This window comes from Arthrobacter sp. 05N33_2, assembly GCF_056397425.1.
Map to the genome: position 1 here is coordinate 1 of NZ_JBFTNJ010000054.1, position 23,731 is coordinate 23,731.

A 23,731-nucleotide genomic window follows, 5' to 3' on the forward strand; every position below is an offset into this window, starting at 1 on the left:
CACTGCGCCTGAGCCAGAACCGCACCGAACGGCGCCGGGGCTCACCCTACGCGTCGCTGCGGCAGTGCGGCTTCGAGCTGCGCAGCGCCGAGCAACTGTACGTCTCCCACAGGATTCCGTACCTGAATTCGGCCACGGTGTCCGTCGAGGAAATGGCGGCAACCATCCTGCAGCGGATGAACCTCAAGCATTAGGGAAAAGTTTCACAAACTTGGTGTGGCGCACGTCATGTGGAAAGTGCGCTGGAGACCTGTCACTGTGGACAGGACTTGCGCCCATCAACCGGCCATCGCCGCAAGCGGGGCGGCGCACTTGCATGCCATCATCTGCAAAGGAGCAGTAACTATGACGACAGACATCCTGTGGTTCTCAGAACTCGGACTCAAGGACCTGGACCGCGTGGGCGGAAAGAACGCCTCCCTCGGTGAGATGGTGCAGAACCTGACCTCCGCCGGCGTCCAGGTTCCCGACGGCTTCGCCACCACCGCGGATGCCTACCGCAACTTCCTGGCGGATTCGGGCCTCGACCAGAAGATCGCCGACCGGCTGGTCGGCCTGGACACCGATGACGTCACCGCCCTGGCAGCCGCCGGGCAGGAGATCCGGGCCCTCATGCGCGAGACGCCCTTCCTGCCTGACTTCGAAGCGCAGATCCGGAACTCCTACCAGCAGCTGGTGGACAAGCACGGCGGCTCGGAGGACCTGTCCTGGGCCGTCCGTTCCAGCGCGACCGCGGAAGACCTCCCCGATGCCTCCTTCGCCGGGCAGCAGGAAACCTTCTTGAACGTCCGCGGCATCGAGAACATCCTGCTCGCCATCAAGGACGTGTTCGCGTCCCTCTACAACGACCGGGCGATCGCCTACCGGGTGCACCACAAGTTCGAGCACGCCGAGGTGGCGCTCTCGGCCGGCATCCAGCGCATGGTGCGCTCCGACGTCGGCGCCTCCGGCGTCATGTTCACCATGGACACAGAGTCCGGGTTCCAGGACGCCGTGTTCGTCACGTCCTCCTACGGCCTCGGCGAGGCTGTCGTCCAGGGCGCCGTCAACCCCGACGAGTTCTACGTCTACAAGCCCGCGCTGCAGGCCGGCCGGCCCGCAATCCTCAAGCGCGGACTGGGCGAGAAGGCCCTGCAGATGACCTACACGAGCAGCCGCGAAATCGGCCGCACCATCGACTTCGTGCCGGTCGAGGCGTCCCTGCGGAACCGCTTCAGCCTCACTGACGACGACGTCGAGCAGCTCGCCCGGCACGCCGTCGCCATCGAGAACCACTACGGCCGCCCCATGGACATCGAATGGGGCAAGGACGGGATCGACGGCGGCCTGTACATCCTGCAGGCGCGCCCGGAGACCGTGCAGTCCCGCCGGGCCTCCGGCAGCCTGAGCAGGTTCCGGCTCAACGGGACCGGCCGGGTGCTGGTCGAGGGCCGCGCCATTGGCCAGCGAATCGGCGCCGGCAGCGTCCGCATCCTCACCGCGATCGACCAGATGGCCGCCTTCAAAACCGGTGATGTCCTCGTCGCCGACATGACCGACCCGGACTGGGAACCGATCATGAAGCGGGCCTCCGCCATCGTGACCAACCGCGGCGGCCGCACATGCCATGCCGCCATCATTGCCCGGGAACTGGGGATTCCCGCCGTCGTCGGCACCGGGGACGCCACCGATGCCCTCTCCGACGGCCTCGACGTAACCGTTTCCTGCGCCGACGGTGAAACCGGCGTGATCTACGAAGGGCTCCTGGACTTCAGCGTCGAGGAAACCGAGATTACCCAGCTGCCCGAGGCCCCCGTCAAGGTCATGATGAACGTCGGCACCCCGGAGCAGGCTTTCACGTTCGCGCAACTGCCCAACCACGGAGTGGGCCTGGCCCGGCTCGAATTCATCATCAACCGCCAGATCGGCATCCACCCCAAGGCACTGCTGAATCTCGACGAGCAGCCGGCGGACGTCGCCGCGGAAATCCGTGAGCGCATCGCCGCGTACGAGAGCCCGCGCGACTACTACATCAAGCGCCTGGCCGAGGGCGTGTCCACCATCGCGGCGGCGTTCGCGCCGGAACCCGTGATTGTGCGCATGTCCGACTTCAAGTCCAACGAGTACGCCAACCTGATCGGCGGGCCCGCCTACGAGCCGCACGAAGAGAACCCGATGATCGGCTTCCGCGGCGCCTCACGCTACCTCGAGCCGTCCTTCCGGGACTGCTTCGACCTCGAGTGTGAGGCCCTGTCCTTTGTCCGCAACGAGATGGGCCTGACCAACGTCAAGCTGATGATCCCGTTCGTACGGACCCTGGACGAGGCCCGCGGCGTTATCGAACTGCTGGGGGAGAACGGCCTCACCCGCGGCGAGAACGGCCTCGAGGTGATCATGATGTGCGAGATCCCATCCAACGCCCTGCTCGCCGACGAGTTCCTGGACTACTTCGACGGKTTCTCCATCGGCTCCAACGACMTGACCCAGCTGGCCTTGGGCCTGGACCGGGACTCCGCGATTGTCTCCGGCGGCTTCGATGAACGCGATCCGGCCGTCAAGAAGCTCCTGAGCATGGCCATCGCGGCCTGCAAGGCGCGCGGCAAATATGTCGGCATCTGCGGCCAGGGTCCGAGCGACCACGCGGACTTCGCCGAGTGGCTGGTCGAGGAAGGCATCGATTCGGTCTCCTTGAACCCCGACACCGTGGTGGACACCTGGCTGCGCCTTGCCGGCGCCACAGCCGGCCCGGCCGTCGAGGCAGGCGTCGGGGCCGGGGCGAACTGACAGCCGCGGCGTCCAAGTAAAGACAGGCAGGACACCCGCCGGGCAGCACGGACTGAGAATTCCAGACCGTGCTGCCTGGGCGGCCGTTCAGGCGTTGGAAGCCGCCTGGGCGGAAGGCCTCAGGCGCTCAGCTTTCCAATCGCGCTGCTTTCAAGGTTCTCCAACAGGTGCCGCGGATTGTCGTAAACTTCGGCGGCACCGGCCTCCCGCAGCTCGGCTTCGCTGATTCCGCCGCAGGTCAGGGCAATGGCGGGAACTCCGATTGCCGCGGCAGCCAACACGTCCSAGACGGCGTCGCCAACAAACACGACGTCCGCCGGGCTGAGCTTAAGCTTGTCCAGGCACGCCAGCAGAATGTCGGGAGCGGGCTTGCTCTCGTCGGCGTCGTTGGAACTGGTCCACGCATCGATGGACGTGCCGGCGTCCAGGAGGCGCCGGGCGACGTCCAGGTCGCGCTCCTGCGCTGATGATGCCAAACCCACGGCCAGCCCGGCGCCGGAGCATGCGGCCAGGAGGTCCCGGGCAGAGTCAAAGGGGCGCAGGGAAGGCCAAAACGTGGAAAACACGGCGCCGTGCGCGGATTTGAGGTCTTCCTGCATGTCCGTGGCGCACCCGGGGACCAAGTGTTCGATGAGCTTGTCGCCGCCCATGCCGACGCAGCGGTGGATAGCCGAGATCTGGATGTCCAGCCCCTCCCGCCGGAACGCCTGCCACCAGGCAAGGGCATGGAAATAGCTGGAGTCAATCAAGGTCCCGTCGACGTCGAAAAGGACCCCGCGTTTCTTTTCGGATTTTGAACCTGGCACCATTGCTACCCCACCTTTGGTTGAGGGCGGCCGCATGTGCCTGACCAGGCAACGGCTCGGCCCATAACGGATCTTTCCAGACCGGCGTCCGAAGGACCTATCAAAGACTCATAGTAAGACTACTTAATAGAGAAGTTGAGCGCCCGGCCTGGCCCCTGCTCGCTAGGCTATGTCCATGGACGAGAGCGAGACATGACCCAGCGAACCTACCCTGAGGGCGTACCGTGTTGGATCGACACCGAGCAGCCCGACGTCGAGGCGGCCGCCGGGTTCTATGCCGGCCTCTTTGGCTGGACGTTCGAGGACGCTGTGCCGGCGGGCGCGCCGGGCCGATACTTGATAGCCAAGCTCGATGGCCAGGACGTCGCCGGGATGGCGGACACCCGGGGTGCCGCGACATGGAATACCTACGTATCCGTCGAGGACGCGGATACCGCAGTGCAGCGTCTGGTCGCTGCCGGCGCTACGGTACGGTCGGCAGCCGCAGACGCTGGAGAAGGCGGCCGCAGTGCGGCGCTGACCGATCCAGGGGGCGTCGGGATCCGCATCTGGCAAGCCAAGCGACGCTTAGGGGCACAAGTGGCCAATCAGCCGGGGTCCTGGAATTTCAGCGATCTCCACACGCCTGACCCCGGCGCGGCCATCAAGTTTTATGAGGACGTGTTTGGCTGGCAAGTCGACCACCTCGGCTTCGCGATGATGATCCGCAGGCCCGGTTACGGTGATCACCTTGAGGCGACAATCGATCCGGGCATCAGGGAAAGGCAGTCAGCGCTGGCCCCTCCACCTGGCTTCGAGGATGCGATCGCCTGGATCGCGACCACGGCCCCCGACGAACTGCCGCACTGGCACGTCTCGTTCACCGTTGCCGACCGGGACCAGACGGTGGTTGAGGCGAAGCGACTCGGCGCCCAAGTCCTTAGCCAAAGCGAGACCGAGTGGACGCGCACGGCACTGATCCGGGACCCCCAGGGAGCTGAGTTTACCGCCAGCCAGTTCACGCCCCCGTCGCCATGAGCGCTCTTCAATAGAGGCGCCGGGTCAGATGGCGGCAGCTATGGGACGAACGTTCACCCGGTTGGCCCGGCAAGCAGCTTTCTGATCTCGGTGAGCTTGGCTTCGGACTCTTCGAGGCGCTGGCGGAGTCCTTCGACCGTCGCGGTTCCCGTCCCGGCGGCATCGACCGGCGGTGCGGGATTCTTGGGAGACAGAAAGAAGTTGGCCAGGTAGCCGGTGAACGTGCCGAAGATGCCGACACCGAGGACAATGATGCCTGCCCCGATCATACGGCCCGGGTCGGTGACCGGATACTGGTCACCATATCCGACTGTCGAGATCGTGACGATGGTGTACCAGATGGCGTCGGAGGCGGTCGTGATGTTGGCCCCCGGGGCGTACTGCTCGACGCGGAGCATGGCGAGGCTGCCGAATTCGAGCACGAGAATGCCCATGAGCAGCAGTATGTACAGGGAGCTGCCGGCCCGATCCTTGATCAGCGCGCGGCTGATCGTGCGGACGCCGACATCGCGGAGCAGGCGGTACACCCGGATCAGCCGGAAGATGCGCAGGATCTTGAATTGCGCGACAGGCACGCTGGCCAACAGGTCGGCCCAGCCGAAGTGTTTGAAGAAATAGGCGCCGGCCGATGGCGCGGTGACGATCCGGTAGAGGAAGTCCGCAAGGAAGATCACACTGAAAATGGCGTTCATCACGGTGAGCACCGTGTCGAGGTATTGGTCCTGCACGACATACAAGAGCACGAGATTGATAATCGACAGGATCGAAAGGATACCGATGAAGATCTCGTATCCGGTGCTCTTCAGTTCACTTCGTTCCTTGGTCATATGAGGATTCTGGCACGCAAGCAACGGCGTGGCTGACACTTTTTCAGGAGTAGGGTTTGCCTTGGCAGACGAAGGGGTCGGCAGACGAAGGGGTCCACATGAGCTACAAATATCGAACAGTCCGGGTTCGCGGCACTGACCTGGTTGGAACTATCGCGCGMAAACACGGGRGCGCKCCYGAGATCTACGAAACCTCGAAGGACSCGARYACYTCRGTCGTRCCSGTGTTTTTCSAGGCRACSGGYGAGRTCCGATTCTTCGACMGGKCAATGCTGGAGGACGTCGTGACGCCGGCCAGCTAGCAGCGGTGTTGCACCGCTGGGCAGACGTAAAAAGTCGCCCTGGCGCCCATTCCGGCCGGACGACCCGCGCCCCTTCATTCGAGGCGCAGGGCCCCCCAGAATGGCCTTTTGCAGGGGTGTCCGCAGGACGTTGACACTGTTCAGGGCCGCGAGGAGGATTTGTTTTGGGGGCCTCTTCGAAAGGAGCCCTAAATGCCGTGGCATGTCGAGGGTACATATTTTGAGAATTGCAATTGCGACATGGTCTGCCCGTGTACGGCGACAGGACTGACGGCACCGGCGGACAATGACCGCTGCAACGTGGCCTTGGCCTTCCACGTGGAAACCGGCGAAGTCAACGGTGTCGACGTCGGGGGTCTGACAGTCTGCGTCCTCGCCGATACCCCGGCCCTGATGAGTGAGGGGGGCTGGAAGGTCGGTCTCCTGATGGACGCCGCCGCCTCCGCCGAGCAGGCCGAAGCGCTCGGTGCAGTCTTCGGCGGCCAGCTCGGCGGACCGATGGAGGGCCTCGCACCCTTGATCGGTGAAATGGCGGGCATGGAGTCCCTGGAGATGGCCTACGCCGACGACGGGCGTGTCCACCAGGTGCGTATTGGCAGTGCAGTCGAGATGGTGGTCGAGGACTTCATGAATCCATTTGATTCCACAGGGCGAGGAGTGAAAATTAGCGGGGTCGGATTCCCGGCCGACACTCTGGCAGCCGGCACATCCAGCACCGCCCGCGTCGACGTGTTCGGGATGACCTGGGATAACGCCGGGAAGAACTCATTCTCGGCCCCCTTCGCCTGGTCCGCTTAGGTGCCGGGCAGGAGCCGCCTGACAGCTGGCCACCATGCCGGAGAATTGGCGCTGATCGGGTGCGCCGCGCTGGCCTGGTACCTGACGTTCCTAGGCCTTTCCGACATGTCCACGGGCCCGGGAACGATGGGATTGAGGCTCTGGGGTTTCCTGGCGGTGTGGACGCTGATGATGGCAGCCATGATGTTGCCGGCGCTGGCGCCCCTGACTTCGACGTATCTCAGATCCATCCGCGCCGTGCGCAGCAGCCGGGTCAGGGCCATCCGGACWACGGCCCTGGTAGGCGGCTACCTTCTGACATGGATCGGATTCGGCGTCGTTGCCTACGCGGCCGCGGCCATGTCTGCGCTGTTGGCTGAGAACGCGGCGGACATCGCACCCTGGGTGGGTGCCGGAGTCCTCGTGGCGGCCGGCGCCTACCAGCTCACCCCGCTGAAGGACTTTTGCCTCAGGCACTGCCGGTCGCCCATAGCCTTCCTGTTGCACGTGTCCGGGTACAAGGGCCGCTTGCGGGACGTCCGCGTCGGCATGTACCACGGCGTGTACTGCGTCGGCTGCTGTTGGGGGCTCATGGTGGTGCTGATTGCCGTGGGCGTGATGAACCTGGCGTGGATGGCCGTGCTCACGGTAGTTATCTTCCTGGAGAAGACATGGAAATACGGGCCCGCCTTCAGCCGGATAACCGGTGTCTCGCTGATCGTTTTCGCGCTCTTCGTCCCGGCACACCCGGAGCTGCTGCCCGGGCTATACATGCCCGCGCCCATGTAAGGGACGCTGACCGTCGTTTTCGAATGACAGTCCGGGGAACGACGTCGGCACGGGCCCCCGCGCCGTCATCGCTTCTACGGCGTGCCCCCGTGGGCGGGTCGGCGCGAAAACAGCGTGCTGACCAGCCGGACCCCAAAGCCTTCATCCAGCGGCGAGCCACTCAGGAAGAACCGGTAGTAGATCGGCCCCAGCAGGAGGTCGGTGAGAATGCAGCACTGGCGGTCGGACACCGGGAGGTCCGAGCTTTAATCATTCGACGCGGGCCAAGTGTGGGCGTCCCGGCCTCCCGGGACTGTACGGCGAGGGTGACGGCACGGCGAGGGTGACGGCACGGCGGGTGCGAGGAGAGTGACGATGGTTGACACGGCAGCGCAGACTCTTCGGGCCGGGGCGCGCAACGACCTTGTGACGCAACTGCTGGGCATCTGGCTCCTCCTGGCTGTGTTCCTGGACGGCTGGGCCCACCTGCACGTTCCCGGGTTGGAAACCTTCTTCACCCCCTGGCACGCGGCACTCTATTCGGGCCTCGTGGCCACCGCCGCGTGGACGGCAAGTGTGATCTGGAGGAACCGCCAGCCCGGGCGGCCATTGACCCGGTCGGTGCCGGCCGGCTACCGGGGCACGGTCATCGGACTGGACCTGTTCGCCGTCGCGGGTTTCCTCGATCTGGCCTGGCACGAGATCCTGGGCATCGAAGTCTCCCTCGATGCGCTGGTGAGCCCCACCCACCTGTTGCTGGGGTTCAGCCTCTTCCTTATCCTCGGCACCGGTATCCGCAGTGCACGGGCCGCCGGCGGCCCAGAGGTTTTCAACTGGACGCCGCCTGCACTGTTGTCGCTCGCCCTAATGACCGGCCTGGGAGCCTTCTTCCTCATTTACTGCTCGGCGTTCGTCCGGACCCCGCCCGCCGTCCCCTATCTACAGACGCCGATCGGGAGCCCCGGGCACACCCAGGCGGAGCTGCCCCGGCCCTCGGACTGGCCAGCTATTTGGTGACCACAGCGCTGATTATCGCACCCTTCCTCTACACCTTCTCCGGAGCCCGAAGGCCGCCTTTCGGTATTGCCACCATCCTGGTCGCCGTGGTGGCGTGGCTGCCGCTGGCCATGTCGGGGCTGCGCCCGGCCGCGGTCGCCGGTGCGGCCGGAGCCACGATCATCGCGGCCGCGGCGGATCTGCTGCTTGCCCGACAGCGGGGCCCGTGGCTGAGGCGCAGGTTGCCGGCGATCACCGCCGTGCTGGCGGCACTCATCTGGACCGGCCAACTGGCTGGGATCGCCCTCGCGGCATCGATTCAATGGCCAGTGTCGATGTGGCTGGGAGCCGTAGTGCTGAGTGCCGGACTGGCAGCGGCCCTCGCCTTCCTCAGCTTGTTGAACACCAGGAGCGTCCCGGCGCCGGCAGCGCCACGATGACCGTCAAATCCCCACTGTTCCCGGCGCCCGGAGTGGGCTAATTTGGGGATAAGGGGAGTGCCCGATGCCCGGTTCGTTGACGGCAACCGGCCTCGCCATCGAGTAAGGAACACACCGTGGCCTACAACGTGGCCCAAAAGCTCATCGCATCCCATCTGGTGGCCGGGGAGATGATTCCCGGCCGTGAGATTGGCCTGCATATCGATCAGACCCTCACCCAGGACGCGACCGGGACGCTGGTCATGCTCGAGCTGGAGGCCATCGGGCTCGACCGGGCACAAACTGAAGTATCCGTGCAGTACGTGGACCACAACTTGTTGCAGGCCGACAGCAGGAACGCTGAAGACCATGATTTTCTCCGCTCGGCCTGCCGCCGGTTTGGTCTGTGGTTCTCGAAGGCCGGAAACGGGGTGTCCCATCCGACCCACATGCAGCGGTTTGGCCGTCCGGGCACGACCATGGTCGGTTCCGACAGTCACACCCCGGCCGCTGGGTCGCTGGGGATGCTGGCAATCGGGGTCGGCGGCACCGAGGTGGCCCTGGCCATCGCGGGCGAGCCGCTCTACCTGAAGATGCCGGAGATCTGGGGCGTGCGGCTTACCGGCAAGCTGCCAGCGTGGACCAGTGCCAAGGACGTCATCCTCGAAATGCTTCGCCGGCACGGCGTGAAGGGCGGCAAGGACCGGATCATCGAGTACTACGGTCCCGGCCTCGCCACACTGAGCGCGATGGACCGGCACGTGATTGCCAATATGGGGGCCGAACTCGGTGCGACGAGYACGGTCTTCCCGGCCGACGACCAGGTGCGGGCCTTCCTGCGCTCCGAACAGCGCGAGGACGATTTCACCGAACTCCTCGCCGATTCCGGTGCCACCTACGACGTGACCGACGAGATCGACCTGGCCTCAATCGAGCCGCTCATCGCCCTGCCCAGCTCGCCCGGCAACGTCGTTCCGGTGCGGGAGGTCACTGGCAGGCCGGTGGCGCAGGTCGTGATTGGGTCCTCAGCGAACCCGGGCCTGCGCGACTTCGCAATGGTCGCCGCCATCACGAAGGGACGGCAGTGCCACCCGGGACTGTCTTTCGACGTCAACCCGAGTTCCCGGCAGATCCTGCAGGACCTCACCAGGATGGGGGCCACGTTTGATCTGATCAGCGCCGGAGCCCGGCTGCATCAGACCGGATGCATGGGCTGCATCGGGATGGGACAGGCCCCCGCGAACGGAAGCAACAGCCTGCGCACCATGCCCCGGAACTTTCCCGGCCGTTCGGGCACGAAGGAAGACTCGGTCTACCTGTGCTCACCGGAGACGGCTGCGGCTGCTGCGCTCACCGGAATTATCACCGACCCGCGGGACCTGACGGAGCTCTTCGACCTTAAGTACCCCGAGATCGAACTTCCCGCGGTGTCGAGCGTGAACGTGGCAATGCTGGAGGAGCCGTTGGCGCCGGAGGACGCCGGCAAAGTAGCGCTGGTCAAGGGCGAAAACATCTCCTCGCTTCCGGTCTTCGGCCCACTCGCCGACCGCATCGAGGCACCAGTGGCCTTGGTGGTGGGCAACGATGTCTCGACGGACGAGATTCTGCCAGCCGGTGCGCGCGTTCTGCCCTACCGCAGCAACATCCCCAAACTCGCCGAATTCACCTTCGACCAGCTCGACCCCACCTACGCCGCCCGCGCCGCCCAAACCCGCGACTCCACCGGGCACATCCTGGTCGGCGGCACGAACTACGGCCAGGGATCCTCACGGGAACACGCAGCTATCACCCCGCGCTTCCTCGGGCTGTGCGCAGTGGTGGCCGTCTCGTTCGCGCGGATCCACTGGCAGAACCTGGCCAATTTCGGCGTCCTCGCCGTCGAGTTCACAGATGCGGCCGATCACGACCGCATCGAACAAGACGATGTGCTCGCGCTGACAGGGATCCATGAGGCCCTCCTTACAGGCAAGGAGATCCTCGTGGAGAACCAGACCCGAGGCGAGGTCTACCCTGTGCGGCACAGCCTCTCCAGCCGTCAGGTGGATATGCTCCTGGCAGGTGGCCTCATCCCTTGGCTGCGCGAACGGAGAGCGCGGGAATGAGCTGCCGATCACCGCTGACGAGGATGGGTGTGCCGCGGTGAGCGGATGGCCGCGGCCGGACGAGCCCTCCGGCGAAATCAGCCTCGTACTCGACCAGCGCAGCACCCTGGATCCGAAGGCTGACCTGCGCGACGGGTTGTCCGCGGTCGCCCGGCAGGGTTCCCACCTTTGGGTCGCCAATGACGAGACGACCAGCCTCGAACGGCTCACCCTGGAGGCCGGCGGCCAGGCCCGCACCCACCGCAGCTTCGACCTCACCCACCTCCTTGAGCTGCCCGGGGACAGGGGTGAGATGGACATCGAGGGCCTCGATGTCGAGGATGACACGCTGTGGCTGCTTGGATCGCACAGCTCGGCCCGCAAACAGGTCAAGAACAACGCCACACCCGCAGAAGCGCAGGATTCCCTGGCGACAGTGGAGGTCAGCCAGCGCCGTCGGGTGTTGGCCCGGCTTTCGACTAAGGTCCTCCTCGATCCGGACGGCGGCCGGACGGGGCAGCAGCAGCGCCCCGCCGTGCTGGGCCTCGGCCGGGGCACGGACCTGGTGGATCTGCTGGCTGATGACCCACATCTTGGAAGCTTCATCCAGTCCTCGACGACCGGTCGCCCGATCCCGGGCAAGGACAACGGCATTGACTGCGAGGGCCTCGCCGTAGCGGGCGACCGGGTGTTCATCGGTCTGCGCGGGCCGGTGCTGCGTGGGTGGGCGATGATCATAGAGCTCCAGGTTGGTGGCGGGCCCGGCTTGGAGCCGCAGCCGATCGGTCCCGGGAATCGTCGCTACCGCAAGCACTTCCTTCGCCTGCATGGTTTGGGCGTGCGGGATCTGTGCCGTCACGGACGGGACCTGCTCGTCCTGGCAGGACCCACCATGGAACTCGACGGGCGCGCGGCCGTGTTTCGCTGGCGGGGCGCGCTGACGTCGCAGGCCGAGGCCGTCCTGCCGAAAGACGACTTGCATTGCGAATTTGACGCGCCGTTCGGTGAGGACGAGGACCATGCCGAGGGGATCACCGTTCTCGACGATGACCGGTCGGCCTTGGTGTTGTATGGGACGCCGTCGGGGAAGCGCAAGACCGGACGCCACGCGATCAAAGCCGACGTTTTCCGCCTCAGCACATAGGAACCGGCGCCGCGACAGTCCCGGGGAGATGTTCCTATTGCTGCCGGCCCACTTTTCCCAGCCAGGCCTGCAGGAGAGGAACGACGACGTCGCTGTGCATCGCGCCCAGGTGATCGAGTGCGGGGAGTACTTGGGAATAGCCGTAGTTCACTTCGGAACGCCCTGGCGCCATGGCGGCCCGATGTCCCTGCTCTGGCGCACACCGGCGCAGGGGGCGAGAATGGGGTCGTGCTCACCCTGATCGAACCCCACGGGAAGGACTTTCATGACGCTGTATCAGCCTGAACCGGTCGAAATCTCAACGAGGATGCGGCCGGGGGAGTGGACCGAGGAAAGCCTGGAGATGCTCGTCGCGTCATATCGCGAGCAGCTGTCGCGCATGGGGGCGGCCGCCTCCGAGATCGACGTCGTGATCGACCGCGACGACGGAGGCGGAGTCAGCGTGGTGGCGTCCTGGCTCAAGCCTGACGTGGCGCAGGAACTGACAGAGGTGAAGGACGACGCCGGGCTCGTGGCGATGGATCCCGACGCCGGGTCAGTGCGGCCGGCGCACGACGATTCCGCGCCCCGATAGAACTTCTGGGCCCGCCATGCCCTCCGGTAGGGTGATGTTTCCCGAAGCAACCCTTCGATCAGAGTGGAGCATTCATGGCACCGCAGATTTCCGGAAAAATCGATAAGAAATTGTTCGGGCTCTACCTCTCGGACCACCTCGCGGGAGCCACAGCGGGGCAGGGCCGCATAGAGCGCATGGCGCGCGACTTCACGGACACCCCCTTCCACGCCGAACTTGCGGCACTTGCCACCCAAATCAGGCAGGAGCGGGAGTACCTGCGCGGACTAGTGGGGGATTTTGGCCTGCCACGGCGAACTCCGCGGCGGGTGGCGGCGTGGGTTGCGGAGCGTGCCGGCCGACTCAAGCTCAACGGGCGGGTGGTGAGCCGCTCGCCGATGACGCTGGTGCTGGAGTCCGAGGTCATGCGGTCGGCGGTGATGGGAAAACTAGGGCTGTGGCAGACGCTGCAGGATCTCTCCGGCGATCTGGGACTGGACGGTTCCAGGTTCGACGGACTGGCCACCAAGGCACGCGACCAGATCGCCACCCTGGACCGGGTCCATGAGTACGCCCGCCGGCGGTCGTTCTACACGAACCAGGGCAGCTGAGCAGACCGGGCATCGTCGGCTCGACCGTTCGCGTCCTGCCCTGCACCTGGTGTGCACTGGCGCGTGCCGGCAGCGGAGACGAGAATGGGCTCGTGCTCCCTCCTCGCCCTGGCGGGGACGGCGACGCGATGAACGCCGCCGCCCGAAAGATTCAGCGCATCTATTTGACGTTGACGCTGGGCAATACCCTTGCGGCCTCGTTCATCTGGGGGATCAACACCCTTTTCCTGCTCGACGCCGGTCTCAGCAACTTCGAGGCGTTTGCCGCGAATGCCTTCTTCACGGCCGGCATGGTGCTGTTCGAGGTGCCCACCGGGGTGGTTGCCGACGGTTGGGGCCGGCGCGTCTCGTTCCTGCTCGGAACCGTGACCCTCGCCGTCTCGACCTACTTCTACTACCTGCTCTGGCAGTTCTCCGCCCCGTTCTGGTGGTGGGCGGTGGTGTCGGTCCTGCTCGGCCTGGGCTTCACCTTCTTCTCCGGAGCGGTGGAGGCCTGGCTCGTCGATGCACTGCGCTTCTCTGGGTTCGAGGGCGGGATGGAAGCGGTGCTCGGTCGAGGCCAGATGGTCGCCGGAGTCGCGATGCTCGCCGGCTCTGTTGCCGGCGGCGTGATCGCGCAGGCCACCAATCTGGGCGTGCCGTTCCTGATGCGCGTGGGCGTGTTGCTGGCCATGTTCGCGGTGGCGTTTGGGCTCATGCGCGACGTCGGGTTCACCCCCGAACGCTCGACCCATCCCCTCCAGGCGACCCGTGCTGTACTCGCCGCCTCGATCGAGAACGGCTTGAAGAATCCGCCCGTACGTTACGTGATGCTGGCCGCGCCGTTCACTTTCGGCGTCGGGATCTATGTGTTTTACGCCCTGCAGCCRTACCTGCTCGAGCTCTATGGGGACCCCCACGCGTATTCTGTCGCGGGCCTGGCGGCGGCCATCGTGGCCGCGGCGCAGGTGCTCGGCGGCTGGATGGCTCCGCGCATCCGGCGCCTTGTCCGCCGGCGCACCACCGTGTTGATCCTGAGCAGCGTCGTGGACACGGTGATCTTGGTGGTGCTCGGGTTCACCCACGTATTCTGGTTGGCCCTGGTGCTGTTGGCGCTCTGGGCAGTGGTGTCATCGGCGGGCATACCGGTGCGGCAGGCGTACCTGAACGACATGATCGCCTCGAAGCAGCGCGCCACAGTGCTCAGCTTCGATTCACTCATGGGCTCAAGCGGTGGCGTGGTGGTCCAGCCGCTGCTCGGACGGGCGGCAGATGTGTACGGCTATGCCGCGTCGCTGGCCATCGGCGGCGTGATCGAGTTGATCGCGGTGCCGTTCCTGCTGGCGAGCCGCCGGCAACGCCACCAGGCCGATCAGTCCAACGCCCCGACCAGCACCAACACCGGATCCCAGCCGGCGTAAGACGCCAGCCGGAATAACACTTCGGCCATGCTCCTTACTTGGCGGGGCCTTCGGGGCCTACAGTGGGCGTGTAGAACCGTCGACAGGAGCGCCCCAGTGATTACCCTGCAGATCGAACACCAGGTCCGGGATTTTGACATGTGGCGGAGGGCTTTCGACAGCGATCCGCTGGACCGCGCTGCGTCGGGCGTGCGGTCATTCCGGATCTCGCGCCCGCTTGACCAGCAGGATTACGTAATGCTGGAGATGGACTTCGATACGCAGGCGGCGGCGGTGGACTTCCTGGGCCGGCTGCAGAACGATACGTGGAAAACGGGTGTGACGGCGCCGGCGCTGGTTGGTGAGCCATCGACCAGAATCATCGAAACGGTCGCCGTCGAGAACGTGGCAGCCGCTGACCGCGACCTTCGGTAGAACGTCTGCGCCGACGCGGGGATCACAAGAAACTCGCGTCATGCGTTTCGCTGTTGCCCCTGCTGTCCCTGGACGGGGTCGTGCGCGCTCCGCGGAGACACCGTGAGGGTGGCGACGCGTTCCAGCCTCGGATGCAGGTGGTCGCCGTCGTCCACCACCCCGGTCTGCCACCACAATTTCAGCCCTTCCGGTACCACCTCCAGATAGGCCACGTTGTTTTGGAACCAGGGCCCCCGGATGCCGGACCAGTGGAATGGCGGGTCCGGCACCTTGGCGGAGCGCGCGACCAAGGCGCCCACCGGGGTGGCCAGGCCGTAGGACATGATGGCCGCGAAGGACCTCATCAGGCGGGGCAACGGGTTGCGGATGGGGGAGCAGACGGCCTGCAGGATCCGGCTGCCCGAGGCACGCTCCACCTCCGCAACGTAGGAGTAGTGGACGTCCCCGGAGAGGAAGGTGATTGTTTCCGGTGCCGGGCCGCGTTTGCCGTCGGCGACTTCGCTGGCCATGGCCGCCAGTTCCCGGAAGCTGTTTTGGAATGCGCCCCAGTGTTCCAGGTCCAGCGCCTGGCGCAGCTTCTCGCCGGCCCAGGCGGCACGGTTACCCCACGCGCCCTCAGAGACGGCCTCATTCCACGACTCGACGTAGTGCAGGCCCATCGGCAACAGGAAAGGCAGGGACGTCGCCACGAGCAGGTGGCGGAAGCCGCCTTGCATCCGGTCGTCCAGCCACGCCATTTCCACCGCATCGACCAGCGCCCGGTCGTCCGGCGTCAGGTCCCGGGCTGCGCGGGAGTCGACCACGATCAGCCGGGTGTCGCCGAAGTCGCGGCAGTAGCTCCACCGGTAGGATTTGGGGTCCCGATCAGCCCGCTCCGCGAAGCTGTCCAGCTCGGCGCCCACATCGAGCTCATCCCCGCCTGTGTGCCCGATGATCCGCTGCCACACGGCATCCTCAGCCCGTTCCTGCGGTGACAGGTTCCCCAGATGCTGGTAGACCCAGTACGAGGCCAGTCCCGCGACGATCCGCCCACGCCACCACGAGGTCGCCTCCATCTTCTTCTTCCAGCTCAGCGACGTATTCCAGTCGTCGCGGATGTCGTGGTCATCGAAGATCATGGCGCTGGGCAGGGTCGACAGCAGCCATCGGTTCGCCGGGTCTGACCAGGCCAGAAAGTACAGGTGGGCGTATTCCTCGTAGTCCTTGAGCTCTTCGCCGGGGGGTGCCTTGATGTCTCGCCGGCCGCGGATGAACTCCTGCATTTGTTCGCTGGTCAGGTCGGCGTACACCTGGTCTCCGAGGAAGGCCAGAAGATCCGGCCACGGCAAGTCTCCGCCGGAGGCCATCTTCAGCGCATAGGCGCGCAGTGAGTCGACGCCATGGGTCCGGTTGCCGGATGCATCGTGCGGGACACTGGTCCTGCAGGAGCCGTATGCCATCCGCAGCGGCTTACCGGTGGCCAGTGTGGCGATCATGGACGGCGGAAACCCGGATGAGGGGTCGGGCCAGGCCTGTGTTCCGTTGATATCGAGCGCGTATGGCGTCACCGTGGCGGGCTCCAGCCCGTCCAATTCCACCAGCGCGTAGTGGTGGCCGTGAACTGCGAATGTGCGGGCCTCCCAGCCCCGGCCGCCGGCACGGATGGAAATCCGGGCAGCGGTTTGGGTCTCCACCCAGACACTCGCCGACGTCTCATCCACGTACCGCACCATAGGGCCAAGCACCAGGGAAGGGGTGGTCATGAAACAGTTGTACCCGCTCCGGCCGGTTGCGGCCATGGCGTCAGGTAAGTCCAAGCGCAACGGAGGCAGCGTCAATGCCCCTGAGGCGGTTCCTTGGGTGCCCCTCCGAGGGCCGGGGTACTGCCGGAATCGCCCGGTCCCTGGGCCAGCTGGTCATGGAGCCTGCTGATCTGGGCCACGAGGCGGGCACGTTCCTCGCTGCCGATGCCYTCGTCCGATCGCCTCCGCAGATTGGTTGCTGCCGTCACACTTTCAACGAGCCAGGAGGACACCACCGCCGTGACCATGCTCAGGACTGCAAACCCGCCGACCATCAGCGTGGCCGCAGCCCACCGGCCCGGAACGGTTACGGGGTAGTAGTCGCCATAGCCGATCGTTGTGATGGTGACAATTGCCCACCACAACGAGTCGCCCATCGAGGTGATATTCGCGTTCGGTGCGCCCTTTTCGAAATTGAAGACGCTCAGGGCGACCGTGTAGAGCAGGAGGACCGCGGAGACAATGACGTAGGCCAGGACGCGGGTCCTGATGGCGGTGCCCGGGGCCCGTTCCATGACCCGGCGCAAGGTGAACGGACGCAGGAGCCGCAACGGCCGCGCAACGGGGAGCACCACCATGAGCAGGTCCAAGGGGTGGCGGACGAACCACCGGCCCCGTTGGGGCGCCAGGAGCAACTTCACAATGTAGTCGGCGCCGAAGGCGACCCACGTTGACCCCACGACGATTCCGAGAAGGTCGGCGTAGGGCTGCGGCGGTTCTGCAATGACGAGGATGGAGTAGGCCGCCAGAAAAACAAAAGCCGCACCGACGAGGGGCCACTCGGAATACTTTTGCCAGGTTTCTTGCCTCATGGCTGAATGCTAGGACTTTGTCCCTCGGATGTCCTTCGAAATTGCCACACTGACCCTAAGCGAGCCACCCGCTGGCAGCGAGCCACCCGCGGAGCGCTGACAACTGTCGCCGTCAGCGGTACATTGGCCTTCTGAGGTGGCAGACCGAGGCTGGGCACGGCAGACCACATGGCCAGAACCTGCGGAGGCGGACAGCCATGGCGGCAAATCAGGACAAAGACGGCGCTCGCCGGGACCACGCGCATCACGACGTCATACCCAACATACTTGAAATAGTGGAGCAAAGCGTCCTGCAGCGGATTGAGGACTTTAATGATCCGCGCCAGGAATGGCGGCGCCTGTTCTCGGAGTTATACGGCACGTTCCTGCTCGTGGTCGTCGCGGCCGGCGGCGGCATGATGGGCCAGGCGTTCCCCGGCGTCATCAGCCGCACGGCGGCAGTGGTGGCTCCGGGCCTGATGGTCATGGGCATCATCTTGTTCATGGGCAAGATCTCGGGCGCGCATCTGAACCCTGCGGTCAGCATTGCGTTCGCGCTCCGCGGTGACTTCCCGTGGCGCCGGGTGCCGGCCTACATCGTCGTTCAGCTCATTGGCGCGACGCTCGCCTGCCTGCTGCTGCAGGGCGTGATCGGGGTCTCCGCCACCTACGGTTCAAACTATCCGGCGGCTGGTTATTCGGCCGGCGCCGCGTTCCTGATGGAGGCACTGCTGACGATGGTGTTGGTCAGCGTCATCCTGGGAACCGCCTCCGGGGCCCAGAACGTCGGGCTGTTTGGGGCGTTCGGTGTCGGCGCATACATTGCCTTGGCAGGCCTGTGGGGCAGCCCCATCTCCGGCACGTCGATGAATCCGGCACGAACGTTCGGGCCGGATCTCGCCAGCGGAAATTTCAGCGATTACTGGGTGTATGTCGCCGGGCCGCTGGTCGGCGCGGCGGCCGCCGTCGGTATCGCATTCATCCTGCGCGGAGCGGGCGGCGGGAGGTCGGGCTCGGGAGCCGCGCAGGGTGCCCTCTTCACCGAGGCCGCCGAGGAAGATAAGCCGTAGCGGGCCGTGAACGTGACCCGCAGAAGGAGAGCGCCGTGAGACGGGCCGCACCGTCTCATCCGCTGGATCCGCTGAGCGCGGACGAGTTCCGTGCCGCGGCGGAGCTGCTCGCCAGCGCACAGGGCGTCACGTTTCCGGCGTGGCGGCTTGCCGCAATCGAGCTGATCGAACCGGAAAAGGCTGCCGTCGCCGCCTTCGAAGCCGATGCCGGCGCGCCGGCTCCGGAACGGATCGTCGGCGTGAACTGCTTCGAACGGTCCTCCAACAAGACCTACCAGGCGCGGCTATCGCTGACCCACGGGGTTGTCCTCTCCTTCACCCATTTCCCTGGCGTTCAGGCGAACATGACCGTCGACGAGTGGGAAGAAGCTGACGCAGCGCTGCGCAGCCACCCGCAGGTGATCGCCGCGCTTGCCAAGCGCGGCATCAATGATCTGTCCCTGGTCTTCATGGACGTGTGGACCTATGGCCTGTCAATGATCCCGGAGAAGCACCAGGGGCGCCGGATCGGCTGGTCCGACACGTGGGTCCGTGCCCGTGCGGGCGCCAACCCGTATGCGGGGCCGGTCAACGGGTTCCACTGCGTCATTGACCTGGCGTCCATGGAGCTGCTGGACATCGAGGACACTTTTGCGGTGGACCGTCCCGAGATCATGGGCGAATATGTCCCGGCGCTGATCCCGGACCGGCTCCGCGACGCTAGCACCCGCGAACCGCTCAAGCCGCTGGACATTGTCCAGCCCGAAGGCGTTTCCTTTCAGATGGACGGCAACAGGATCAGCTGGCAGAACTGGTCCCTGCGCGTCGGGTTCAACTACCGCGAAGGGCTGACGCTGCACCGGGTCAGCTATCGCGACGGCGGCCGCGAACGGCCGATCGCGAACCGCCTGTCCTTCGCCGAAATGGCCGTTCCCTACCGGGATCCCAGCGATGACCACTACCGGCGCACCGCGTTCGACGTCGGCGAATGGGGTCTGGGATTCATGACGACGTCGCTGGAACTGGGCTGCGACTGCCTCGGGGAAATCCGGTATTTGGATGCGGTCATGCACAATTCTGCGGGGGAGCCCTACACCATCAGGAACGCCATCTGCATCCACGAAGAGGATGGGGCGGTGTTATGGAAGCACATCGACCACGACGGCGGCATGGAAGTGCGCCGGATACGTCGACTGGTGATTTCTTTCCATGTCACCGTGGCCAACTATGAATACCTGGTGTACTGGCGCTTCTACCAGGACGGGAACATTGAGTGCGAGGTGAGGGCCACCGGCATCATGGTGGTCAGCCATTTCGGCGAGGGCCAGCAGCATCCGAGCGGAACGCTGGTGGACAACCGGACCTATGCACCCTTCCACCAGCACTTCCTCGTGGCCCGGCTCGACCTGGACATCGACGGCACCGCAAATACCGTTTACCGTTCGGAAACCGCGATGGTCCCGATGGGTCCGGACAATCCGTACGGGCTCGCCCTGCATCAGAACAAGACCCCCATCACGACCGAGGGGCACGACGACTACTCCTGGGAGACCCAGCGGGCCTGGACGGTGACGAACGACAACTCGGTCAACGGGCTCGGGACCCCGGTGTCGTACAAGCTGGTGCCCGGCGCAGCTTTCCCGTCGTTCTTTGACCCGGCATCTCCGGTTTTCCAGCGTGCGGAGGTCATCGGGCACACGGTATGGGTGACGCCCAACGATGCCGCGGAACGCTGGCCCGCCGGCGAATTCGTGAACCAGGGGACAGGCGGGCTGGGAATGCCCGAATGGGTGCGGCAGGGGCGGTCCGTTGAAAACACCGACGTCGTCCTTTGGTACGTTTTCGGCATTCACCACATCCCACGGCCGGAGGAGTGGCCGGTCATGCCGGTGGACACAGTCGCGTTCTGGCTTAAGCCGGCCGGCTTCTTCGACCGGAACCCGGCGCTGGACGTCTAGGCGGCCCGGGCCAGGGCGTGCCGCCAGAGGCACGTCACTCCAGTAGACACGTCAGTCCAGTAGATTTGTCGGAGTCGAGGCAGAATTTTGGGATCGAAGAACAGGGGATACGTGTGAGCAGGCTGAGCGGAAGATCGGACGGAACCGATGCGGACTTCGCGGCAACGCCCCTCACGGCGCCGGCGTATCCGCAACTGCGGCTCAACAGCGCTGCCCTCGAGAACAACATCCGGGTCATGGCGGCGTGGTGCCGGGAGCGGGGCGTGGATCTCGCGCCGCACGTCAAGACAACGATGTCGGCACCAATCATCGAGCGGCAGTTGGCGGCCGGCGCCGTCGGTGTCACCGTCGCCACCGTGGATCAAGTCGCCTCGGCACTGCGCTGGGGTCATCAGCGCGTCCTCGTCGCCAACGAGATCGTCGACAGGTCCGGGCTAACGCGTGTCCGTGCGTGGCTGGAGGAAGATCCCGCCCGGGAAATCCGCTGCTTCGTCGATTCGGCAGCAGGCGTGAAGGTGGCTGCCGAGATCTTCGACGGCGCGGCGGCCGACCTGGAGGTGCTGATCGACGTCGGAACCCCCGGCGGGCGCACCGGCATCCGCAGCCTGTCCGAGGGTCTGCGCCTGGCCGGGCTGGTCCGTGCCACGCCGGGACTGAGGCTGGTGGGTGTTGCCGGGTATGAAGGCGTCGTGCCCAACAGCCGCGCTGAGGATACGGTCACTGCGGTTGACCGGCACTGCCGGCTGGTGCGGGACGTCTATCTGGAAGCGGCGGAGTTCTTTGAGACCGCCACTCCCATCTACTCTATGGGTGGGTCGGCCTTCCCGGACCGCGTGGTCGAGTTCCTTCCCGACCGCGGCCAGGTGCCCGGAACGCGAATTCTTCTCCGATCGGGCTGCTACGTCACCCACGACCACGGCACCTATGCCGCCGTCAGCCCCGTTCCGGGACTCATTCCGGCGCTGTCGGTTCGCGCGATCGTCCTGTCCACGCCCGAAGCCGGGTTGGCCGTCGTCGGTGCCGGCAAGCGGGACCTTCCCTACGACGCCGGACTGCCCAGCGTTCTCTCGGTCCGGACCGCGGAGGGAGCCCTTAGGCCCGGCGCAACCGCAGTGGTGCGCAATCTCTTCGACCATCACGCGGTGCTCACCGGGGTGTCCGGAGTGGATGTCACCGATACCGTGGATTTCGGGATATCCCATCCTTGTTCCGCGTTTGACCGCTGGCCCGACTACGTCCTCACCGACGCCGACGGGCAGGACACGGACGTGTGGCAGACCGACTTCCGCCGGTCGTCCCTGGCCCTTGGCTACGCCCCGTCCTGACGCTCAATCCTTGAGCTGCCGGGTCAGCACTTGGAATTCCTCCACGCCCAGGATCTCCATGTGCTGCTCCGCACTGGTCTCGGCGCGGATCTTGGCGGCGGCCTGTTCGCTGCCGGCGAGAGCCGCCTCGTCCTCCCACAGCGTGATTGACAGTGACTTGCTGTCCTTCCCCAGCAGGTAATAGATGCCCAGGCATCCCGGCAGCTGGAGCACCCGGTTGACGGTGTCGTCTGTGGGTGCCCCGGAGCTGTCCGGGCCGGGCTGATACGTGCTGACGCGAGCGAACATGTCCATCCTCCTAGATCCAGGTTCGACGGTTGGAGCGCCTGCCGCCCCAACCGTTGAACCGGGAGCTGGATCCTTGCGATGTCGCGCCCTGGTGGCGGGCGGCCTGGTCTCCTCCCACCAGTAAGGACCCGCGGGCAGAGAAGCACAAGGTTCGTGTGCCGGTCCGTTCGCCCTAGTCCGCCGGTCCGCTACTCAGCCGCGGGCCGCTACTCAGCCGCCGGCCGCTACTCAGCCGCCGGCGCCGATGGCCGCACGGGCGTTCCTCTTGAGCTCGGCGAGTTCCTTGCGCGCCACAAGGGCCTCGTCCAGGCTGATTGCCACGAACCTGGTGGATGTGCCGGGGGCGGCCCGGGCCACCAGATCCATGTCGGCGCTGATGACCRTGCCCACCATGGCGTAACCGCCGCCGGAGACGGCATCGCGGTGCAGGATGATCGGTTGGGTGCCGCCGGGAATCTGGATGGAGCCGACAGCGTATCCGGCATCAACAATGTTGGACGGGTCGGAACCGGCGCCGAATGGCTGCTCCCGCTCCTTCCACTGCACCCCGGGACCTGAGTACCTCAGCCCCATCCGGTCAGCCACCGGGGTCACCTTCCACTCGCTGTGGAGGAGATTGTCCAGTCCTTCGTCGGTGAGCCGGTGGTCGTAAAGGCCCAGGACGATCCGGACGGCCTGTTCCTTGGCGAATAGGGGACGGAATTCCTCCGGAACTGTATCGGCGTCGGGCAGGGCTCCGGCGTTGAGCGGGGCGCCCACCGGAATCTGGTCACCGGCCTCCAGCTTGCGGCCCTGGAACCCGCCGATCGCGCCCAGGCTGTAGGTGGACCGGCTGCCGAGCACCTCAGGAACATCGATGCCGCCCTGAACGGCGATGTAGTAGCGCGTGCCTCCCCGGATGACCCCGAAGCTGAGTTCGTCGCCGGCTTTCAGCTGGAGCCGGGTCCACTGGGGCCGGGCGTCGCCGTTGACCTTGACCTCAACCGGTGCCCCGGTAACGGCGACGACGGCATCCTGGTCGGTGGTCAGTACCGGGCCCAGGTACGTGCATTCGAGGACGGCTTCCTTGGCGGTGTTGCCCACCAGGGCATTGCCGAGTTCGGCCGAGTATTGGTCCAGGGAACCGCTCTGCGGGATGCCCACGTTGTAGTGGCCGGTGCGTCCCTGGTCCTGGACTGTGGTGGCCAGGCCGGGGTTCTTGATGTCAAACGCCATTGAGGGCCTCCATGAGCTCCTGGTTGTAGCCTGCGGGATCCGCCAGCGCCCTGGGCAGATCAAATGTCACGGGCACCTGCCGGTAGCGGAACGTCCCGGCGGAGATCTCAGCCTGGATGGTGTTGTATTCGGCCTCGGTGACGGGCTTGAACTTCACGATGTCGCCCGGCTTGAAGAACACCATGAAGTCCTTGAAATCGGCCAGGGACTGGGCAGGATCGAAGATGGGCGCGGCAGCGACCCCGAACATCTGGTAGCCGCCGGCACCGCGCACGGAGTAAATGCAGCCGAAGCAGCCGCCGTGGCCCACGGTCAGTTTGGGGGTGTCGGTGCGCGGACTCAGATACTTGGGTACTTCGAGTTGCTTTTCCTGCTCCACCAGCTGGAAGAGGAACGGGAGGCCTGCGACGAAGCCAACCATGGAGACAAGCCATGGTTGCTCATGG

General features: G+C 65.5%; 23 protein-coding genes. 16 read left to right on the forward strand and 7 right to left on the reverse strand.

Annotated features, from left to right (window positions below):
* Both AC1DHX_RS16405 and ppsA read left to right on the forward strand, forming a co-directional pair.
* On the forward strand, positions 1-194 hold a 194-nt coding region (locus AC1DHX_RS16405; protein WP_476900245.1), incomplete at its 5' end, for a kinase/pyrophosphorylase.
* Positions 195-345: 151 nt separating this feature from the next.
* Complete coding sequence (ppsA, locus tag AC1DHX_RS16410; RefSeq protein WP_476900246.1) at positions 346-2,763, forward strand: phosphoenolpyruvate synthase; 2,418 nt, start codon at positions 346-348, stop codon at positions 2,761-2,763.
* Between the two features lie 119 nt (positions 2,764-2,882).
* Here the strand turns inward: ppsA and AC1DHX_RS16415 are convergent, their stop codons facing one another.
* The gene (locus AC1DHX_RS16415) at positions 2,883-3,572 is read right to left on the reverse strand and encodes an HAD family hydrolase (protein ID WP_476900247.1); all 690 of its coding nucleotides are present in this window, start codon (positions 3,570-3,572) and stop codon (positions 2,883-2,885) included.
* Positions 3,573-3,761: 189 nt separating this feature from the next.
* On the opposite strand from AC1DHX_RS16415, the gene AC1DHX_RS16420 reads away from it, so the two are divergent.
* On the forward strand, positions 3,762-4,586 hold the full coding sequence (locus AC1DHX_RS16420; protein ID WP_476858699.1) for a VOC family protein: 825 nt from the start codon (positions 3,762-3,764) through the stop codon (positions 4,584-4,586).
* A gap of 53 nt (positions 4,587-4,639) precedes the next feature.
* On the opposite strand, the gene AC1DHX_RS16425 is transcribed toward AC1DHX_RS16420, so the two are convergent.
* Entirely contained in the window at positions 4,640-5,413 is a 774-nt protein-coding gene (locus AC1DHX_RS16425) for an ion transporter (RefSeq protein WP_476858698.1), read from the reverse strand.
* A 494-nt stretch (positions 5,414-5,907) separates the two neighbouring features.
* On the opposite strand from AC1DHX_RS16425, the gene AC1DHX_RS16430 reads away from it, so the two are divergent.
* The 10 genes from AC1DHX_RS16430 (at position 5,908) to AC1DHX_RS16475 (ending at position 14,878) form a co-directional block, all read left to right on the forward strand.
* Entirely contained in the window at positions 5,908-6,513 is a 606-nt protein-coding gene (locus AC1DHX_RS16430; protein WP_476858697.1) for a DUF1326 domain-containing protein, read from the forward strand.
* Between the two features lie 45 nt (positions 6,514-6,558).
* Complete coding sequence (locus AC1DHX_RS16435) at positions 6,559-7,281, forward strand: DUF2182 domain-containing protein (protein WP_476858696.1); 723 nt, start codon at positions 6,559-6,561, stop codon at positions 7,279-7,281.
* Between the two features lie 354 nt (positions 7,282-7,635).
* Entirely contained in the window at positions 7,636-8,277 is a 642-nt protein-coding gene (locus AC1DHX_RS16440; RefSeq protein ID WP_476858695.1) for a hypothetical protein, read from the forward strand.
* Positions 8,274-8,696 carry a hypothetical protein gene (locus AC1DHX_RS16445; RefSeq protein ID WP_476858694.1) on the forward strand — a complete coding sequence of 141 codons (423 nt, stop codon included), beginning with the start codon at positions 8,274-8,276 and terminating at the stop codon, positions 8,694-8,696. Before AC1DHX_RS16440 ends, AC1DHX_RS16445 begins: the two co-directional genes overlap by 4 nt.
* A gap of 116 nt (positions 8,697-8,812) precedes the next feature.
* Entirely contained in the window at positions 8,813-10,777 is a 1,965-nt protein-coding gene (locus AC1DHX_RS16450; RefSeq protein WP_476858693.1) for an aconitate hydratase, read from the forward strand.
* Between the two features lie 37 nt (positions 10,778-10,814).
* Positions 10,815-11,900 carry a DUF3616 domain-containing protein gene (locus AC1DHX_RS16455; protein ID WP_476849501.1) on the forward strand — a complete coding sequence of 362 codons (1,086 nt, stop codon included), beginning with the start codon at positions 10,815-10,817 and terminating at the stop codon, positions 11,898-11,900.
* A gap of 265 nt (positions 11,901-12,165) precedes the next feature.
* On the forward strand, positions 12,166-12,474 hold the full coding sequence (locus AC1DHX_RS16460) for a hypothetical protein (RefSeq protein ID WP_230008448.1): 309 nt from the start codon (positions 12,166-12,168) through the stop codon (positions 12,472-12,474).
* A 74-nt stretch (positions 12,475-12,548) separates the two neighbouring features.
* Complete coding sequence (locus tag AC1DHX_RS16465; RefSeq protein ID WP_476849503.1) at positions 12,549-13,064, forward strand: hypothetical protein; 516 nt, start codon at positions 12,549-12,551, stop codon at positions 13,062-13,064.
* A 128-nt stretch (positions 13,065-13,192) separates the two neighbouring features.
* A complete protein-coding gene (locus AC1DHX_RS16470) occupies positions 13,193-14,464 on the forward strand; it encodes an MFS transporter (RefSeq protein WP_230008446.1) in 1,272 nt (423 codons plus the stop codon).
* Positions 14,465-14,560: 96 nt separating this feature from the next.
* The gene (locus AC1DHX_RS16475) at positions 14,561-14,878 is read left to right on the forward strand and encodes a hypothetical protein (RefSeq protein ID WP_476856032.1); all 318 of its coding nucleotides are present in this window, start codon (positions 14,561-14,563) and stop codon (positions 14,876-14,878) included.
* 38 nt (positions 14,879-14,916) lie between these two features.
* Here the strand turns inward: AC1DHX_RS16475 and AC1DHX_RS16480 are convergent, their stop codons facing one another.
* Entirely contained in the window at positions 14,917-16,620 is a 1,704-nt protein-coding gene (locus AC1DHX_RS16480) for an alkaline phosphatase D family protein (protein ID WP_476858692.1), read from the reverse strand.
* A gap of 71 nt (positions 16,621-16,691) precedes the next feature.
* On the reverse strand, positions 16,692-17,471 hold the full coding sequence (locus AC1DHX_RS16485; protein WP_476856030.1) for a potassium channel family protein: 780 nt from the start codon (positions 17,469-17,471) through the stop codon (positions 16,692-16,694).
* A gap of 197 nt (positions 17,472-17,668) precedes the next feature.
* Here AC1DHX_RS16485 and AC1DHX_RS16490 point away from each other — a divergent pair, with 197 nt between their 5' ends.
* The 3 genes from AC1DHX_RS16490 (at position 17,669) to AC1DHX_RS16500 (ending at position 21,782) form a co-directional block, all read left to right on the forward strand.
* Positions 17,669-18,520, forward strand: coding sequence for an MIP/aquaporin family protein (locus tag AC1DHX_RS16490; RefSeq protein WP_476856029.1), 852 nt, complete (start codon positions 17,669-17,671; stop codon positions 18,518-18,520).
* A gap of 35 nt (positions 18,521-18,555) precedes the next feature.
* A complete protein-coding gene (locus AC1DHX_RS16495; RefSeq protein ID WP_476858691.1) occupies positions 18,556-20,457 on the forward strand; it encodes a primary-amine oxidase in 1,902 nt (633 codons plus the stop codon).
* Positions 20,458-20,570: 113 nt separating this feature from the next.
* Positions 20,571-21,782: an alanine racemase gene (locus AC1DHX_RS16500; protein WP_476858690.1), complete on the forward strand. Its 1,212-nt coding sequence runs from the start codon at positions 20,571-20,573 to the stop codon at positions 21,780-21,782.
* Between the two features lie 3 nt (positions 21,783-21,785).
* Here AC1DHX_RS16500 and AC1DHX_RS16505 read toward each other — a convergent pair whose 3' ends face one another.
* The 3 genes from AC1DHX_RS16505 to AC1DHX_RS16515 form a co-directional block, all read right to left on the reverse strand.
* Positions 21,786-22,070, reverse strand: coding sequence for a hypothetical protein (locus AC1DHX_RS16505; RefSeq protein ID WP_476858689.1), 285 nt, complete (start codon positions 22,068-22,070; stop codon positions 21,786-21,788).
* A 228-nt stretch (positions 22,071-22,298) separates the two neighbouring features.
* Positions 22,299-23,285: a 5-oxoprolinase subunit C family protein gene (locus AC1DHX_RS16510; RefSeq protein WP_476900248.1), complete on the reverse strand. Its 987-nt coding sequence runs from the start codon at positions 23,283-23,285 to the stop codon at positions 22,299-22,301.
* Positions 23,275-23,731: carboxyltransferase domain-containing protein (locus AC1DHX_RS16515; protein WP_476900249.1), on the reverse strand; the 457-nt coding region annotated here is incomplete at its 5' end. The genes AC1DHX_RS16510 and AC1DHX_RS16515, both read right to left, overlap by 11 nt.

What these genes read in the sequence shown, in the direction of transcription:
- AC1DHX_RS16440 (WP_476858695.1), top strand. Translation starts at nt 7,636, where the DNA reads ATGGTTGACACGGCAGCGCAGACTCTTCGGGCCGGGGCGCGCAACGAC.
- AC1DHX_RS16460 (WP_230008448.1), top strand. Translation starts at nt 12,166, where the DNA reads ATGACGCTGTATCAGCCTGAACCGGTCGAAATCTCAACGAGGATGCGG.
- AC1DHX_RS16425 (WP_476858698.1), bottom strand. Translation starts at nt 5,413, where the DNA reads ATGACCAAGGAACGAAGTGAACTGAAGAGCACCGGATACGAGATCTTC.
- AC1DHX_RS16465 (WP_476849503.1), top strand. Translation starts at nt 12,549, where the DNA reads ATGGCACCGCAGATTTCCGGAAAAATCGATAAGAAATTGTTCGGGCTC.
- AC1DHX_RS16505 (WP_476858689.1), bottom strand. Translation starts at nt 22,070, where the DNA reads ATGTTCGCTCGCGTCAGCACGTATCAGCCCGGCCCGGACAGCTCCGGG.
- AC1DHX_RS16490 (WP_476856029.1), top strand. Translation starts at nt 17,669, where the DNA reads ATGGCGGCAAATCAGGACAAAGACGGCGCTCGCCGGGACCACGCGCAT.
- AC1DHX_RS16420 (WP_476858699.1), top strand. Translation starts at nt 3,762, where the DNA reads ATGACCCAGCGAACCTACCCTGAGGGCGTACCGTGTTGGATCGACACC.
- AC1DHX_RS16480 (WP_476858692.1), bottom strand. Translation starts at nt 16,620, where the DNA reads ATGACCACCCCTTCCCTGGTGCTTGGCCCTATGGTGCGGTACGTGGAT.
- AC1DHX_RS16430 (WP_476858697.1), top strand. Translation starts at nt 5,908, where the DNA reads ATGCCGTGGCATGTCGAGGGTACATATTTTGAGAATTGCAATTGCGAC.